This window comes from Altererythrobacter sp. MTPC7, assembly GCF_042851395.1.
In the GTDB taxonomy this organism is placed as follows: domain Bacteria; phylum Pseudomonadota; class Alphaproteobacteria; order Sphingomonadales; family Sphingomonadaceae; genus CAJXSN01.
Map to the genome: position 1 here is coordinate 67,966 of NZ_BTGS01000014.1, position 14,423 is coordinate 82,388.

The 14,423-nt window shown below is 60.2% G+C and carries 15 protein-coding genes and 1 pseudogene; 9 read left to right on the forward strand and 7 right to left on the reverse strand.

Going from position 1 to position 14,423, the window contains the following annotated elements:
* Window positions 1-234: 234 nt before the first annotated feature.
* Genes ACGHJ7_RS12405 through ACGHJ7_RS12415 form a run of 3 tightly spaced genes read left to right on the forward strand, consistent with a single transcriptional unit; the run spans window position 235 to window position 2,762 of the window.
* Window positions 235-372 carry a benenodin family lasso peptide gene (locus tag ACGHJ7_RS12405; RefSeq protein ID WP_156170876.1) on the forward strand — a complete coding sequence of 46 codons (138 nt, stop codon included), beginning with the start codon at window positions 235-237 and terminating at the stop codon, window positions 370-372.
* A gap of 57 nt (window positions 373-429) precedes the next feature.
* Window positions 430-1,044, forward strand: coding sequence for a lasso peptide biosynthesis B2 protein (locus tag ACGHJ7_RS12410; protein ID WP_390478134.1), 615 nt, complete (start codon window positions 430-432; stop codon window positions 1,042-1,044).
* A complete protein-coding gene (locus ACGHJ7_RS12415; RefSeq protein ID WP_390478137.1) occupies window positions 1,041-2,762 on the forward strand; it encodes an asparagine synthase-related protein in 1,722 nt (573 codons plus the stop codon). The genes ACGHJ7_RS12410 and ACGHJ7_RS12415 overlap by 4 nt, the downstream gene beginning before the upstream one ends.
* On the opposite strand, the gene ACGHJ7_RS12420 is transcribed toward ACGHJ7_RS12415, so the two are convergent.
* The 3 genes from ACGHJ7_RS12420 to ACGHJ7_RS12430 all read right to left on the reverse strand — a co-directional run bounded on the left by ACGHJ7_RS12420 (window position 2,751) and on the right by ACGHJ7_RS12430 (window position 7,957).
* Window positions 2,751-4,898 (reverse strand): Atxe2 family lasso peptide isopeptidase, encoded by a 2,148-nt coding sequence (locus ACGHJ7_RS12420; RefSeq protein ID WP_390478140.1) that lies wholly within the window; start codon window positions 4,896-4,898, stop codon window positions 2,751-2,753. The two genes, ACGHJ7_RS12415 and ACGHJ7_RS12420, sit on opposite strands and share 12 nt — an antisense overlap.
* On the reverse strand, window positions 4,898-7,120 hold the full coding sequence (locus tag ACGHJ7_RS12425; RefSeq protein ID WP_390478142.1) for a TonB-dependent receptor domain-containing protein: 2,223 nt from the start codon (window positions 7,118-7,120) through the stop codon (window positions 4,898-4,900). The genes ACGHJ7_RS12420 and ACGHJ7_RS12425 overlap by 1 nt, the downstream gene beginning before the upstream one ends.
* A 255-nt stretch (window positions 7,121-7,375) precedes the next feature.
* Window positions 7,376-7,957, reverse strand: a complete 582-nt coding sequence (locus ACGHJ7_RS12430; RefSeq protein ID WP_390478145.1) for an RNA polymerase sigma factor — start codon at window positions 7,955-7,957, stop codon at window positions 7,376-7,378.
* Window positions 7,958-8,364: 407 nt separating this feature from the next.
* On the opposite strand from ACGHJ7_RS12430, the gene ACGHJ7_RS12435 reads away from it, so the two are divergent.
* The 3 genes from ACGHJ7_RS12435 (at window position 8,365) to ACGHJ7_RS12445 (ending at window position 10,084) form a co-directional block, all read left to right on the forward strand.
* On the forward strand, window positions 8,365-8,556 hold the full coding sequence (locus ACGHJ7_RS12435) for a transcriptional regulator domain-containing protein (protein WP_390478148.1): 192 nt from the start codon (window positions 8,365-8,367) through the stop codon (window positions 8,554-8,556).
* Between the two features lie 190 nt (window positions 8,557-8,746).
* Entirely contained in the window at window positions 8,747-9,148 is a 402-nt protein-coding gene (locus tag ACGHJ7_RS12440) for a DUF2285 domain-containing protein (RefSeq protein ID WP_390478175.1), read from the forward strand.
* Window positions 9,149-9,331: 183 nt separating this feature from the next.
* Complete coding sequence (locus ACGHJ7_RS12445) at window positions 9,332-10,084, forward strand: LuxR family transcriptional regulator (RefSeq protein WP_047819460.1); 753 nt, start codon at window positions 9,332-9,334, stop codon at window positions 10,082-10,084.
* A 147-nt stretch (window positions 10,085-10,231) separates the two neighbouring features.
* On the opposite strand, the gene ACGHJ7_RS12450 is transcribed toward ACGHJ7_RS12445, so the two are convergent.
* The 4 genes from ACGHJ7_RS12450 to ACGHJ7_RS12465 are packed head-to-tail and all read right to left on the reverse strand — an operon-like array spanning window position 10,232 to window position 12,576.
* Window positions 10,232-11,632, reverse strand: coding sequence for a dihydrolipoyl dehydrogenase family protein (locus ACGHJ7_RS12450; RefSeq protein WP_390478152.1), 1,401 nt, complete (start codon window positions 11,630-11,632; stop codon window positions 10,232-10,234).
* Window positions 11,592-11,822 (reverse strand): GDCCVxC domain-containing (seleno)protein, encoded by a 231-nt coding sequence (locus ACGHJ7_RS12455; RefSeq protein ID WP_082379137.1) that lies wholly within the window; start codon window positions 11,820-11,822, stop codon window positions 11,592-11,594. The genes ACGHJ7_RS12450 and ACGHJ7_RS12455 overlap by 41 nt, the downstream gene beginning before the upstream one ends.
* Window positions 11,819-12,160 (reverse strand): heavy-metal-associated domain-containing protein, encoded by a 342-nt coding sequence (locus ACGHJ7_RS12460; protein ID WP_047819462.1) that lies wholly within the window; start codon window positions 12,158-12,160, stop codon window positions 11,819-11,821. The genes ACGHJ7_RS12455 and ACGHJ7_RS12460 overlap by 4 nt, the downstream gene beginning before the upstream one ends.
* A gap of 11 nt (window positions 12,161-12,171) precedes the next feature.
* Window positions 12,172-12,576, reverse strand: coding sequence for a mercuric transporter MerT family protein (locus tag ACGHJ7_RS12465; protein WP_390478157.1), 405 nt, complete (start codon window positions 12,574-12,576; stop codon window positions 12,172-12,174).
* Window positions 12,577-12,593: 17 nt separating this feature from the next.
* On the opposite strand from ACGHJ7_RS12465, the gene ACGHJ7_RS12470 reads away from it, so the two are divergent.
* From ACGHJ7_RS12470 to ACGHJ7_RS12480, 3 genes and pseudogenes are all read left to right on the forward strand, one after another.
* A complete protein-coding gene (locus tag ACGHJ7_RS12470; protein WP_010240361.1) occupies window positions 12,594-13,016 on the forward strand; it encodes a helix-turn-helix domain-containing protein in 423 nt (140 codons plus the stop codon).
* Between the two features lie 139 nt (window positions 13,017-13,155).
* Complete coding sequence (locus ACGHJ7_RS12475; protein WP_390478160.1) at window positions 13,156-13,476, forward strand: response regulator; 321 nt, start codon at window positions 13,156-13,158, stop codon at window positions 13,474-13,476.
* A gap of 95 nt (window positions 13,477-13,571) precedes the next feature.
* Window positions 13,572-14,392 (forward strand): annotated as a pseudogene (locus tag ACGHJ7_RS12480) (IS5 family transposase).
* The last annotated feature ends 31 nt before the right edge of the window (window positions 14,393-14,423 follow it).

The following is a 14,423-nucleotide window of genomic DNA, read 5'->3' on the forward strand; positions in this document are numbered from 1 at the left end:
GCTCTACTGTCGGATCGGGAATTCAGGTTCCTAGCGACCGGGTGGCGATGCTCATGTCCAGGCTCCTCGCTAAAACCATCGATGCACTTGCCAACGAGTGCTTCCATCACCCGGTCGCACCTCATTTGTCGGACTATCTGTTTATAATTCCATTATAAGTTGGCCCCATCTGGCCATGCTCTTCATGCTCTGACCGCGACGATTGGAGTCGCGATCAAAGCAGAGGAGTGATCAATGAAGGAACTCGACACAATCCAGAGAGAGATCATCGATCTCGGCAGCGCATCCGAGGAGACCAAGGGCGACGCCCTGTTCGACATCGATGTGAGCGGCGGTCGTTTGTCCTATGCCACCGGCATGGCTGACGACTGAACCTCGCGAGGGGCGCGTGCCGGACCTGGCCGCGCCCCTTCTCCTCGTACAAACTTCATGGTCAATCCGGATCCCGAGGCTCTCGCGTGGTGCAAGGTGAGCGAACGCTTCATCTTTCTCGACATCGCGCGGGACCGCTATTTTGCGTTGGCGGACGGAGCGCAGCACGTGTTTCTCGAAAGGCTCGGCATCGAAGCCACGGTGTCCTGGCATCAGCCGCCACCACTGCCGCGCCCTGCGGATTGGCTCGTCCCGCAGCGTGTTTCCCATGATATTGGTGAAGGACCTTTCCGGCTGGCCGATGTGGCCGCAGCTGTCTGGTCGCAGCGCCGGATCGAACATCGCCTTGCGCGGACATCATTCCAGACGGTTCTCGTTGAACTTCGCCACCTGGCCGAGCAACGCCCGCAGGACCATTCCACCAAATCCCGGTCCGGTCCCACGGTACGGGCTTTCGAGCACGCCCGCCTGCTGCGTTCGGCCGCAGACCGCTGTCTCCCGCGCTCGATTGCGTTGAAATTACGGCTCGCCAAGCTGAGACACCACACGCATCTTGTTATTGGCGTGAAGGACCGACCGTTCGGTGCCCATGCCTGGGTCCAGCACGGCGAAATTGTGCTGAATGACAGCCTGGAAGAAGTTCGGCGCTACACGCCGATACTGATAATTTGAAACAGGGCCGCTTCGTGCTTGCCGTCCCGCGTCGGCGTGGCGTCCCGCCGGTCGTTCGCAGAAGCGCAAGTCCTGACGATGTTTGCGGTGACAATGCTTCATTCTGGACCAGCGATGACACTCCCGAAGCCAGTCTGGGAACGCACGGGTACCTGATCGGGTGCGTCTTCTCTGCACAAACCGCCCGAACGGTCGACGCTGTCCCGCTACCTGAATCCGAGTCCGTCCAGGCCGCCGCCATGCGGCTTGTTCGGAATTATTGGGGTGCCTACGTCGCGATCCTGCCTGATCCGGGGCGCCGCACGCTTGCGTTGCTGGTCGATCCCTCTGGCCTGTTTCCGGTCTACCGAGGAATGAGCCAGACGCATGTGGTCTTCTCTTCCGATGCCTGTCTGGTCGGAGAAGCTGTCGGAGATCGCCTCAAGGTCGACTGGGGCGCGCTCGCGTTGTTCCTTCGTTATCCGGAATTGCGGCAGAAGCAAGCGTGCCTCGCGGGCGTGGAGGAGCTCACCCCGGGTACGCTCATGGTGACCGCCGGCGATCAGGAATCCGAGCTGCCCGTCTGGTGCGCTGCCGATTATCTTCCGCGAGGAACCGAACCTTCAATCAGCGATGCTGCCGCAGAACTGAGAGAGCTGGCAATCCGGACTTGCGCAGCATGGACAGACCGGTTCGGACCCGTGGCTGTCGCAACCTCTGGCGGGGTCGACTCTTCCTTTCTGTGCGCCGCGCTAGCCGCCGGGCACAGTGATTTTGGATGCATCACGCTGGCGACCTCTGACAGCAGCGGCGACGAAAGCGATTATGCTCGGCTGCTTGCCGAACATCTGGGTGCGGATTTCACGCGGCGGGTTTATGATACGGCCTGTTACCGTCCCACCGTCTGTGCCTCCGCCGGTCTTCCACGGCCCGGTCGCAAAGGGTTTCTGACGGCGGTCGACGCGTTGCTTGCCGACGGTTCTGCCGAGCTGGAAAAATCCATCGTCCTCGACGGCAATGGCGGTGATAATCTCTTTTGTTTTCTCCATTCTGCGGCACCGATTGTCGACCGGCTGCTGAGTGAGGGGCCAGGGGTGGCACTTTTCGAAACTCTGCCAGACATGTGCCGTGTCACCGGTTGCGATGTGCCGACTTTGCTGCGCGCGACCGGCAAGCGCTTGATGGGGCGGCGTTCGAAAAAGGAATGGGCGCCAGACAGCCGATTGCTTGCCGATGGGCCTGGCCTGAAGGTTTTGCCCGAACCGTTGACGCCGTGGCATCGCCTGGCGACCTGGCGCCACCCAGGCAAGCGCGATCACCTTGCGCTGATCATGCGCGCCCAGCATCATGCACACGGGTTAGGTCCCGGGCCAGCGCGCTTCTCCCCGCTGATGAGCCAGCCCCTGCTGGAATTCTGCCTCGGCGTCCCCACCTGGACCTGGGTGACAGGCGGTCAGAACCGTGCGCTGGCCCGCGTCGCCTTCGCGGACCTGCTTCCTCGCAGCGTTCTCGATCGCACGTCCAAGGCGGGACCCGACAGTTTCATTCGAAGCGCCTTCGATCGTCATCGAGCCGTGCTCCATGACCTGCTTCTCGATGGCCTACTGGCGGAACAGGGCGTGATCGATCGCGCAGCTGTCGAGCAGGCTTTCAAGCTCGAAACATCACAGCGCGGATCGCTGGTCTACCGCCTGCTGGACCTCGTCGAGGCCGAAAATTGGTCGCGCTCATGGGAATGAGCTGCGACCATCCGAGCATCGAAGGTCCTCCCGGGCCGGCGCGCCATCCATCGCCAGCCACCGTGCATATTGCCGGGCCTTTGCCGGGTCGCAGTCGATCCGCTGCATCAACCAGAATTCGAACCATTCCACCGATCGCCGGTAGATTGCCTGACGGTGTGCGGGCTGCCACTTGATGTGGGTCTCGTCTTCAAGGACGTAGAGCTCGATCGGTCGTCCCTGGTGCGAGTAGGTCTCGAAAACATCGAGGCCCGCTTCATATTCGCTGTCGCCGGTCTGAATCAGGATCGGCACATCGACATCATCGACATTGAGGATGAGCGACATCGGTTTCCAGAACTCTTCGGTACCAGGCTCGAAATGGCGGTATCCCATCGCGCGTACGAAATCTGTAAAGCGCGGACCCGCGGCGAGTGGGTAAGAATACATGTCTTCGCAGCATGAGCCCATCGAGGCGACCCGGAAGAGGTCCGAATTGATCAGTGCCCACTGGACGGTCGACCCGCCATCGCTGAAGCCGCTGATGCCCATCCGTGCAGAATCGACCGAACCGGTATCGACGGCGAGCGCGATCGCAGTCTCGAGCGAGGATTGGACTCTGCGACGGTCGATCCAGTCTGCGCGGTTGGCGCGGGTCAGTTCTTCTTCGGTGGTCGCGCCAAGCGCTGCGGCAGAGAAGTCCGGACGATCGAAACTGAGCACGGCGAAACCGCGGTTGGCCAGCGGATGGATGGGGACCTCGTCCCCGGTACCGCCGCGCAGGAATCCTACACTTGTATATTGCACGACGACCAAGGGATGACGTTGCCCGGCCTGGTGATCCGGTGGCAGGACAAGATCGACATAGCTTTCGGCCCCGAAAGCGTTGCGGAACCTGAGGCGCTCAACGGTCCCGAAGGTGCTATCCTCAAGCTGCGGATTGGGATCGTGCACGAGGCGCTCTGCACCGGTGACGACATCAATTGCAACCAGACGGCGAGGCTGACCGAACCCTTCGCGGCCGCACAGCAATTCGCCGCCGGCCACTGTGCATCCGACCAGCGCATCTTCGGTAAGCAGGATCTGGCGCGGCTGCGCCTCGCCAAGCTCCCATCGCAGAATGGCCGTCTGACTGTTGGCCCAACCAGTAGCTTGAAGGGCGAGCAGCGAAGCTCCATCGCTAGCCCACCACAGCTCGCGAATCCCTTCGCAGGCCATTTGTTCGCAGACTATGCGATTACCATCAGGCCACGCGACGACAAGCCTGGTGGGGCTGATCAGCCGATCAGGCTCGCTCGGCTCGAGCCACGCCGCAATCCCCGCGTCATTACCCGCATAGGCGCGGGCTCTATCCGGCAGGCCCTCTGGCGGTTCGCCCGAGAGCAGGCGCGTTTCTTGCGAACTCGCGACCCGCACTTCGCCATCCGCCAGCGACACGTAGCTATAGTGCGTTTCAAGCTGACCGGTCGGGATTGGCCGATCGGCGAATTGCGGCGAGAAACGCTCGTCGAACAAAAATCCTTCGGCCGCTTCGCGTGCGATAGCCTCTGACTGGATGCGTATGCCGGGACGCGTCGCGACTATCAGTGCAGTTCCGTCGTTCGTCCATGCGAAACTATCGACATTATCGGGAAGGGCGGTTGCCTGTCGCGGTGGTACCGTTCGGTCAGGATCGACCAGCCATACCTGGGTCGAACCGTTCAACCTCTTGAGATAGCCGATCCGGGAGCCGTCCGAAGACCAGCGGGGCGGGTTGGGCCTGTCCCATCCGGCCATAATCGCGGGAAAGTCGCGCAATCGGAAATCATCGCGGATGAATTCGCCGCCCCGGTCGACCTCGACGGCGGCACCGCTTCCGTCCATCGCCGCAATCATAAGCCTCTGGCAGTAGACGTTGGCTTCCGGATTTGCGCGTTTTACGACGAAAGCGATGTGCTCGCCGTCGGGCGCTACGCCGATGGCCCGCGCAGCGCCGACCGGATTGGCGCGTCCGATGTCCGCCATCCTGACCTGGTCATCGAGCGTAAAGGCCCGCTGGCCAATGCCCGATAGATCCTCCGCCTCTTCGAAACCTGCACACGCATCCTCTTGCGGCGGCGGCAGGTCCACGTGCGGAACGATGGATTGGGACAGCGCTGCAGCGAGGGCCAGCGACATCACCAGTGCCTCCGGATTCCGAATGCGACAAACCGTCCGATCGGGGAGTAGTTCGTCGAATCAAAAGGCGTATCGGTCGGGCCCGTCTGTCCAATGATCTCGGGTTCGTCATCGAACACGTTTTGCACGGTCAGCGACAGTGTGAGTCCGGGGTTGCGTCCTTCGCCACCGATCACATCGTAGCTCACGCCAAGATCGAGTGTGGCGCTTGGCGACAGACGTTCCGCCACGCCGAAACGCGGATCTTCCAGTGCTCCTATATAATTGACTGCCGCATTGGCCTTGAAAGTGCCGGCTTCGAAGCGGGCCACGCCGCGTGCGCGGTATTGCGGCGGATTAAAAATCGTCCCGGCGAGCTGAACCTGCGGTAGGTCGGAATTCAGGCGCTGGTTGCTGTCGAGCCAGCTGCCAGCGACTTCCAGACCCAGTCTGCGCTGATTGCCGAGGTCGTGGTCCCACGAAATCCGCGCATCGATCCCTTCGACTGCCCAGACGGCGACATTGCGATTGCGGTTGTCGATGAAGGCTACGACATTGGCCGGATCATAAGGCGAGCCGGAAAAATTTTCGAGGCCGAACAAAGAATTGTCGATCAGCCCGGAAAAGATTGCGGGATCGGGCGAGAAATCGATCAGGCTTGCATAACCCGGATCGCGAAAACCGGCGACAACCGATCCCGCAATCGGGCGAACCACCCGGTCGCGATAGCGAATGTCATACCAGGTGGCCGATACGAGCAAACCCGGCACTGACGGCGGACGATATTCGAAACCGGCTGTCCAGCTGTGCGCGCGTTCCGAGGTGACATCCGGGTTGCCGCCGCTTGTTATAAAGACGGTTTCCGGAGCCGTACCCGCGCCGAAGATCGACGCTGGCAGCACGATGGTCTGGTACGGAATGAACCTCTGGTAAAGCGTTGGAGCCTTGAACGATCTCGCCCAGCTTCCCCGCAGGGTCAAGCCGGGGACGGGTGCGTAGACCAAGCCCATGCGCGGCGTGGTCTGGCTGTCGAGACCGGGATAGCTTTCGTGCCGTGCGGCCAGCGAGAGGCTTAGCTCGTCGATACCTCCAATCGCATTGCGCGACGACACCAACGGGAGGAACAGCTCCCCATAGGCAAAGCGGGCCCGCTGCGTTTCGTCGAAAGCGATAACGAGATTGCCGCCTTCCGAGCGGGAGAAATCGAGCGAATTATCGCGCAAGCCAGCACCAATTGCGAGGCGCGCATCGCCTCCCGGCAACGAAAAGAGTGGCCCTTCCGCACCTGCTTCGAGCGATAGCACCTCGTTGCAGAAGCAGCCTTCGGTCACGCTTGTCGGGGCGGACGGCCGTGTAAACGTAGTGCGGTAGCGCGTCCTGTCGCGTCCAAAAACGCCGAGCACAGACAGCTGCCACGAAGCTCCGATATCGACCCTGAGCGACGGTGCGAGCGTATAGGATTCGACCACTGGATCCGCGGTCTGACGGAGCGTGGAAGACCCGGTGATGCGAACCGAACTGCGCCGCGAATAAAGTGCATCGACGCTTGCCTCGATACCGGGTGATATTTCGTGATGTCCGGAAAGCGTGACGGCATGCCGTTCCTGCGACGGAAACAGCGTGGCCTCGGGATCGAGCGCGGCCGCATAAGATCGCTGGCCCGCCTCGATATCGGAGTTGTTGGTGAAATCGTAGGCGAGGAAAAATCCGCCGCCATCCCACCGGCTTCCACCGACGATATCAGCCTGCTGGCGAAAATATCCGCCATCGGTGCTCGCGCCGATCTGCGCCGATGTTTCCACGCCTTCGAAATCACGGCGCAGGATTACATTGACCACGCCGGCGACAGCGTCGGACCCGTATAGCGCCGACGCGCCGTCCGGGACGACCTCGATCCGGTCTACCGCCGCGAGCGGGATTGCCGAAATATCGACCCCTGCGAAGGCGGAATCGTACGGAAGGCGATGGCCATTGAGGAGCGTAAGCGTCGCATCGGGGCCCAGACCGCGCAGGTTCGGAGTGGCCGCAGAGTTCACGTTGCTGTTGATGAGCCCGGCACCCGAACCCACTCCGGGGTTCTGACCGCCCGAGAAATTCTGGGGTAGGCTGCGGATCGCTTCACCCAGATCCACCTGGCCAGCCTCGACGATCGTCTCGCGATCAAGCTCGATGACTTCACCGACAACCCGTGCGCCTCGGATTCGCGTTCCCGTGACAACGATCGCAGAACTTTCGTCGTCCAAAGCCGTATCGCCAACCTCGGCAGCGTCATCTTGTGCCTGTTCGCCTGGACTGTCTTGGGCGAAAAGAGGAGGAGCGGCACTTGCGAATGCTGTCCCGGTTAGAAGGACGAAAAGTGTGCGATTTCTCAATGACATTGGGGTCTCCCTGTTCTGGCGCGGTCGGGCCGCTACAGGGAATGACGCTCACTTTTCCGAACACCTTAGTTTCATTTGAAATTAAAGTTTGGGGGGTCTTTTTGTGCAGGGTGGTTGCAGTCACCAACTGTGACCCAGCGCTTGGCGCAAATGCGCTAGAGCTTTCATCATATGATAGTCGACCGTGGGCAGCGCGATGCCTAGCTCGAGATGTATCTGACGGTAGGATTTCTTCTCGATGCGATTCATCGCGAAGATACGCGCGGTCTTTTGCGGGAGCTCCGCGAGCGCGATTTCCAGCACGTGCCGGGCTTCACGAACGTGCAGGGCATCTTCCTGCGCGGCGCGGCTTGGCGCATCTACGTTCTCCAGAAGTGGCTGGGTCCTGACGCGGCACTTTTGCCGCCGCGCCTCGTCCACCAGCAAGTTGAATGCAATCCGCCTCAGAAAGCCAGCAGGATTAACGAGTTCCGTTAGCTGCTTGCTGGTCGCTGCACGCAGAAACACGTCCTGTGCCAGGTCGCGGGCGCGTTCGGAGCCCACGCGGCGCGCAAGATAGGCGATCAGTCCAGCCCGTTCCTCGCGGTAGAGGGCGTCGAGTGTACGGCGGCGGTCGACCGTTCGGCTTACTTTTGCAGAGCAATATGCGGGACCCACGCACTGAGGAGCTTGGTGCCGGATTTCGGCGACAGCTTGAGTCATGCTTCGAACTTGGAGGCGACCGCCACCTGAGTTCGCCATGGCGAACTGGTGCGGGTTCCAGGTCTGTGCCGCCGTCCGGGGCCTGATTTACGCCCCTTGATCGGTTCGGCCGCCGGGCCTGCGACGGACCGGCGTGCATGATGTCCGGCGGAAATATCCACGCGGACGGTGCCAGAATATCAATCCGCGCGCAGTCAATCTGCCCAACATAGGAGTGGCTGGCAAGAGGTAAGTAGAGCCATTTTGCACCCGCTTTTGGCGGCCAGCATCATCTTCCAAAAGAATGCTCCGGTCTCGGGGAGCGCCTGATCAAATATGCCCAATATTGGGGAAGCGGATACCTTGGTCTTGGAATGTCGGCGCGGTGCTGGCGCCACTAGCCCAATCGGCGAGAAAGGAGGTGCTTCATGGCTCGACCATTCGACAGCAACGACCGGACCGCCGGATACGACTTTTCGGATTTCGCGCAGGAATTCTTGCGCCGCAATTCCGCTTACCGGCAACAATACGCCCGGATCGCCGTCGCAAGCGGCTTCGACGCGCAATCCCCAGCTTGCCGCCGAATGGCGCGTTCATGGGGCCTTGAATTTCCCGATTGATCCCGACCTTTCGGCCCGCAGCGATCCGGCGATCTGGCGAGCCCAGGAAAACCCCAATGTTGTAATTCTTAGCGGTAGCGGCGCAGTCAAGGCGGCGCGCGCAGCGTGCGACCTGATCGCCAAACGAACGAGCAATGCGGGAGATCATCTGGTCCTCGCTGATAGTGGCGCTCGTCACCGGCTACTCGTTATGGCCTCAGCCCGGCCGGGTGGAGACAATTATCTGATCCCTCAAGACCAGTCGGTTCCGATCAGGCTAGCGGCGCTCGATGCGTTTCACCGCTGCGTCACTAGTTCCGCTGTGCCCGCCAAGCGACACCAGCTACGGCCCACCGCCTATCAGTCCCACCGTCTCCGCTTGCTGCTCGCCATACTCGATACTCAGGGCCGAGCGCCTGAGGGTGCCACCCTCCGAGAGATTGCGGGAACCCTCGTCTATCGCGGATTGTCTGCGAAACGCGCCATAGACTGGAAATCGTCATCGCAACGCCGACAGACCCAGCGTCTCGTTTCCGAAGCACGGAGGATGGCATCGCACGGCTATCTCGGCCTGCTTCGTCAAAGCCGGCTCCGACCTTTTCAAACGCACTGAATGCACTATGGTTTTTTCTGGGCAAGCCGCTGAATTTTGTGGCGCGCCCGGATTGGAACCAGACCTTCAGGGTCGCAACTGCAACTGCTGGAACAGGTGGAATGGAACCGTCTGATCAGGCACCGAGCAGGCGGTCGGGTGGCGGCGTGTTGGATTGCGTGCTGCCGATCGAACGGCAGGTCTATGTACGCATATCTCGCGGAGGAATTTGCAACTGAACTTATCAATGTCCGTTCGGACACTGAACTCGATGGCGCCCTTAAACAGGTTTCCCGGCGCCTTGGCTTCGACCACTTCGCGCTTAGCCTGGAGATGCGTTCGACATCGTGCGAGGCACCGGGCTTGCTATTGCACGACTATCCCGACGAATGGGCGAAAGTCTATATCGCCTTCGACCTCGCAGGGCAGGATCCGGTGCGAAGAGCCTGCGACAAGACCATCATCGGTTTCGCCTGGGACTGGATTGACGAACTCGTCCCTCTCACGCGCGGCGACCGTCAGATGCTCAATGTTGGCCGGGAATGCGGAATTGGCAATGGCTATACCGTTCCGCGGCACTTACCCGGGATAGGGCGCGGTACCTGCACCTTTGCTGTTCGACCCGATCGAGAACTGCCCCGACGGCGTTTCGCCGTCGCGGAAGTGATCGGGACGCTGGCTTTGAGCTGTGCACTGGGACTGAGCTCAGAAAGACTCGATGAGAAGGTTCCCTCCCTGACCGATCGGCAGCGGGAGTGTCTGCTCTGGGTTGCAAGAGGGAAGACTGCAGCTGAAACGGCCATGATTCTCGAAATCAGCACCGAAACCGTCATTCAGCATCTCAAGATGGCCCGCGAACGCTACCAGGTCCATTGTAAGCAGTCCCTCGTCGTCGCGGCGCTGTTCGACGGGTTGATCGGGTTTGCCGACATCATCCGTTGGCGCGACGTCGGATAGATGCACCAGATGCGTCGAAACGTTTCAGTTAATCGACCTCAGCTTCGTCGATTAAACTCGAGCATGCAGTGTCACGGTGCAGGCATCTCTCTGCGTCGCCAGATCAGAATATGCCGAATTCCTTATTCAACCGCTTCTTCAACACAATCACACCATCGAGCCAAGGTCCGATCCCACGCTAGGGTAGGCCGAAACCATTTTCTTGAGATCGCTTGTTGTCAGTCCAAGTCGGACGGCCAAACCGAAGAAATTGATGATCTCGCCATACTCCGGTCCGAGCAAATGAGCGCCCAGGATAGTGTCGCATTCGTTATCGATTATGACCTTGGTTGCAGCGCAGCTTTCGCCAACGCGAAGGTTAGAATACCAGTCGCCGGTGTCATTTTCGACGACGCGGATATCATGTCCGGCCTCTCGTGCTTCCTCTTCGAGCATGCCAACACGGCTGAGCTCTGGTACCGTAAATACAGCGCTCGGTACGCCTGCATAATCCGGCTTTGTACGATTGCCCTTGAGCATATTGGATGCAGCTACCTTGCCCTCGAAAACCGCGACAGGCGTAAGCGGCGCGCCTTGCGTGTCGGCCGCGTCGCCGGCAGCGTAGATCTTGGGGTTGGACGTGCTTTGCAGGTAGGCGTTGACCTCAACGCCCTTGTCACCTGCCTCGACATTGGCTGCGGCCAGGTCAAGCCGGTCAATTGCCGGGACGCGGCCCGCGCCGTGGACGACGAGATCGGCCCGCAAATCTCTCGTTTTGTTGTCAGTTTCTACCGTGACAAGAAAACCCGTCCCGTCCTTTTCGATCGCTTTGAGTGACGTGCGCCGTCGCAGTTGGACGCCGACTTCCTCGCCCCGCGCAACGAGTCTTTCGACAAGATCGGCATCGAAACCTTTAAGCGGTCTCTCGCCGCGATCGATCATGCACACCTCGCTGCCGGCGCGTGCTGCGATATGGCCAAACTCGAACGAGATGAAGCCGCCGCCGATGAACAGGATGCGTTCGGGCAGCGCATCGAGCCGCATGAACTCGGTGCTGTCGGTAAGGTGTTCGGAGCCGGGAACATCTATCGTCCGCGGCTTGGCACCCGTTGCGATCAGGAAATGGTTTGCCTGAAACTGCCCCTCGCCGTCGATTTCGACGGTATCTTCGCCGACGAAGCGCGCTTTCCCGTGAAGGCTAGTGACGCCGTTGCTCTCCAGACCGTTTTCGATCCGACCGGGCATTTTGTCGGTGAACGTCTGCGTGAAGGCGACCAGATCGGGCCAGTTGATGGCGATGTCGTTCGGTTCGATGCCCTTGCCGTGCATGAGCCGCGCTGCGTCGATGATTTCCGCCCCGCGGCGGAGCATTTTCTTCGGATCGCAGCCGCGCAGGGCGCAGGTGCCGCCATAAGGCAGTTCGTCGACCACCGCGACCGACCAACCGGCTGTGGCGCATTTGTTGGCGGCATTTACGGCCGCCATACCAACACCCAGCACTATAAGATCGAAGTTTCGCGTACTCATCTCACCGCCCTCCGCAACATGTGGCGCCCTTGCGATCGGCACGCGTTTCCTGGATCGGCGGGCAGGGGATGGTGCCGAATGAGCAGAAGACACAGCAATCGCCCGCATTGGGGCGGAGTTTCACACCGCAACCATTGCAATCGTAGAAAAACCAGCAGGCATCCGTCGGCATTCTTTCGAGCTTTTTGTACCCGCAAGTAGGGCATGTGATCTCGGACTTCAGTTCGATCATAGCGCGCTCTCTGAAAGGATCGCCGGATATCCGGCCTCGGTCGACGCCGCGGCGATCGCGCTTGTGGTTGTTCGCTCAGGATCGAACTGCGCAGTCGCCGTCCTGGTCTCGTAATCGATAGTCACCTCGTGCACGCCTGCCACGCCTTCCATCGCGCGCCGAACCGTTATCGGGCAGGTCGCGCAGGTCATATTCTCGACCGCAAAACTTGCCGATTGCAGATGCGCGGAATTTTGTTGAACCCGTTCGTCGGAGTTTGGCGGAAACAAGGTCGCTGCCCAGATACCCGCTCCGGCCAGTCCCAGTATCGCAACTGCGACGATCATCGTCTTCTTCATCTTTCGAACTCCTAGTAGAATTGCGGCGCCCACCACTCGACCGTGGACGAGGCAGCGACCAATACGGTCGCCAGCCACAGGGAGCTTTTGACGAGCAGGTTTGCTCCGGGCCGCGCGCAATATGTTCCGTCTTCGCAAGGTTCGGCTTGCCGAAAATAGACGTGCCGGAATCCAAGGGCCAAAAAGACAACCGCAATGGCGATAAATACCCATTTGTACGGTTCGAGCGCAGTGAGATTGCCGATCCACGCGCCGCTGATGCCAAGGCTCAGCAATAACAGCGGGGCAATACAGCAGGACGAGGCGAGTATCGCGCCGAGCGTCCCGCCGCTCGCCCATAAGCGCTGCGCGTTCTTGTGCATTTGATCGACCATGGAAACCAATGTACTCCCTGTAGTAACTACAGGTTCAAGCACTAATTGGCATATGGCTCATGACAGCATCGCAAGTGATCAAACGGGGAGAACTGGCCAGACGGTCGGGCTGCAACCTTGAGACAATCCGCTACTACGAGAACATCGGTCTGCTTCAGCCTCCCGAGCGTACGGCAAGCGGGCACAGGCTCTATCCACCCGGCGACCAGGCGCGGCTCGGCTTTATCTTGCGCGGCCGCGATCTGGGTTTTTCGATCGAGGAGCTCAAAAGCCTGCTCAGCCTCGTTGATTCGCACCCCTACAGCTGCGGCGAGGTTCGGGATCTGACCAATAACCATCTGGCCAGCGTGCGAGCTAAAATTGCTGATTTGACTAGGTTGGAGCGCACGCTAGCCGATGTATCAGCCCGCTGCGAAGGCGGTGATGTTCCGGAATGCCCCATCATAGATACGCTCTTTGGTCGTGGTCCTGGCGCCCGATAGTGAAGCTATGCCGTCGGAACGGGTGCGCGTCTTGAAGCTATTTCGATCGAAGCCGGATGCGACGAGGCGAGGGAACGAATATGCGCCCTGTCCGTCCCCTCACTACAGAGCCTCGTCATTTAACTTTTGATAGCTTTCCATGCCGACCACCATTCTGATTGTCGAAGACGAATTCCTCATAGCTGTCGAAATGGAGGCGGTGGTTCACGATCTCGGTCATGAATCCGCAGGCATAGCCGACGACATGCAATCGGCATTGGCAAAGGCTTCAGACGCGATCGATGTGGCGCTCGTCGATGTCAATCTGGCCGATGGAGCCACTGGTCCGAGGATTGGCGAGAAGCTTGCTGCGGATTTCGGGATCGAGGTTATTTTCGTAACCGCCAATCCCGCACAACTCGGCGAAGGGGTGAGCGGAACACTGGGCGCGCTGGAAAAACCGGTCGATCTTAGTGTCTGACCCGAAACTAAGGTGGGTGATATCAGCAGGTTAGCTTGACGCCGTGCCTTGCCGTTGATTCAGGAGGTTTTGCGAAGAACTTCCGGAGATCAGCGATGTGGACCGATACCACCCGCGCGCATCATTCGCGCAAAGGCCTCGCCCTGCCAAGCGATTTGACCGATGGTGAGTGGGCCGTTCTGGAGCCCTTTTTCCCGCCGCCATCGCAGACTGGGCGGCCTCGCAAATGGCCAGTCCGGCGCATTGTCGAGGCGATCCTTTACCTGCTTCGCGGCGGGTTGCCCTGGCGGATGCTGCCCCCCTGTTTTCCGCCGGCCTCGACCGTGCAGCGCTGGTTCTACTTATGGCGCGATGCGGGCCTGTGGGAACGGATCAACCATTATCTGCTGCAAGACCTACGCACCGCCCAGGGCCGTGAGGCTTCGCCCAGTGCCGTGTAATCGACAGCCAAAGCGTCAAGACGACCGAAAGCGGAGGTCCGCAGGGCTATGATGCAGGTAAAAAGATCAAGGGGCGCAAGCGTCATATCGTGACCGATACCGAAGGTAATCTGGTTCATGCCGTGGTCCACACCGCCGATATCCAGGACCGTGACGGTGCTCCGCTGCTGCTGGCCGAGATCGTCCGCTCGTTCCCATGGCTGCGGCACGTCTTCGCCGATGGCGGCTATGCCGGGAAGAAGCTCAGGGGTAGCCTCGCCCGGCTCGGGCAGTGGACCATCGAGATCATCAAACGGTCCGACAGGGCAAAGGGCTTCGAAATCCTGCCGCGACGCTGAGTGGTCGAGCGGACATTCGCCTGGCTCGGCCGCAACCGTCGCCTTGCAAAGGACTTCGAACAGACCCTCGCATCGGCCCGCTGCTGGCTGTTCACCGCTTCCGTCCAGCTCCTCACTCGACGCATCGTACGTCTATGAAAATACAGCCGATAGTTTCGAGTCAGACTCT

Coding starts and splice junctions, on each gene's coding strand:
- ACGHJ7_RS12405 (WP_156170876.1), top strand. CDS start 235: ATGAAGGAACTCGACACAATCCAGAGAGAGATCATCGATCTCGGCAGC.
- ACGHJ7_RS12410 (WP_390478134.1), top strand. CDS start 430: ATGGTCAATCCGGATCCCGAGGCTCTCGCGTGGTGCAAGGTGAGCGAA.
- ACGHJ7_RS12420 (WP_390478140.1), bottom strand. CDS start 4,898: ATGTCGCTGGCCCTCGCTGCAGCGCTGTCCCAATCCATCGTTCCGCAC.
- ACGHJ7_RS12430 (WP_390478145.1), bottom strand. CDS start 7,957: ATGACTCAAGCTGTCGCCGAAATCCGGCACCAAGCTCCTCAGTGCGTG.
- ACGHJ7_RS12435 (WP_390478148.1), top strand. CDS start 8,365: ATGGCTCGACCATTCGACAGCAACGACCGGACCGCCGGATACGACTTT.
- ACGHJ7_RS12440 (WP_390478175.1), top strand. CDS start 8,747: ATGGCCTCAGCCCGGCCGGGTGGAGACAATTATCTGATCCCTCAAGAC.
- ACGHJ7_RS12445 (WP_047819460.1), top strand. CDS start 9,332: ATGTACGCATATCTCGCGGAGGAATTTGCAACTGAACTTATCAATGTC.
- ACGHJ7_RS12455 (WP_082379137.1), bottom strand. CDS start 11,822: ATGATCGAACTGAAGTCCGAGATCACATGCCCTACTTGCGGGTACAAA.
- ACGHJ7_RS12460 (WP_047819462.1), bottom strand. CDS start 12,160: ATGAAGAAGACGATGATCGTCGCAGTTGCGATACTGGGACTGGCCGGA.
- ACGHJ7_RS12470 (WP_010240361.1), top strand. CDS start 12,594: ATGACAGCATCGCAAGTGATCAAACGGGGAGAACTGGCCAGACGGTCG.
- ACGHJ7_RS12475 (WP_390478160.1), top strand. CDS start 13,156: ATGCCGACCACCATTCTGATTGTCGAAGACGAATTCCTCATAGCTGTC.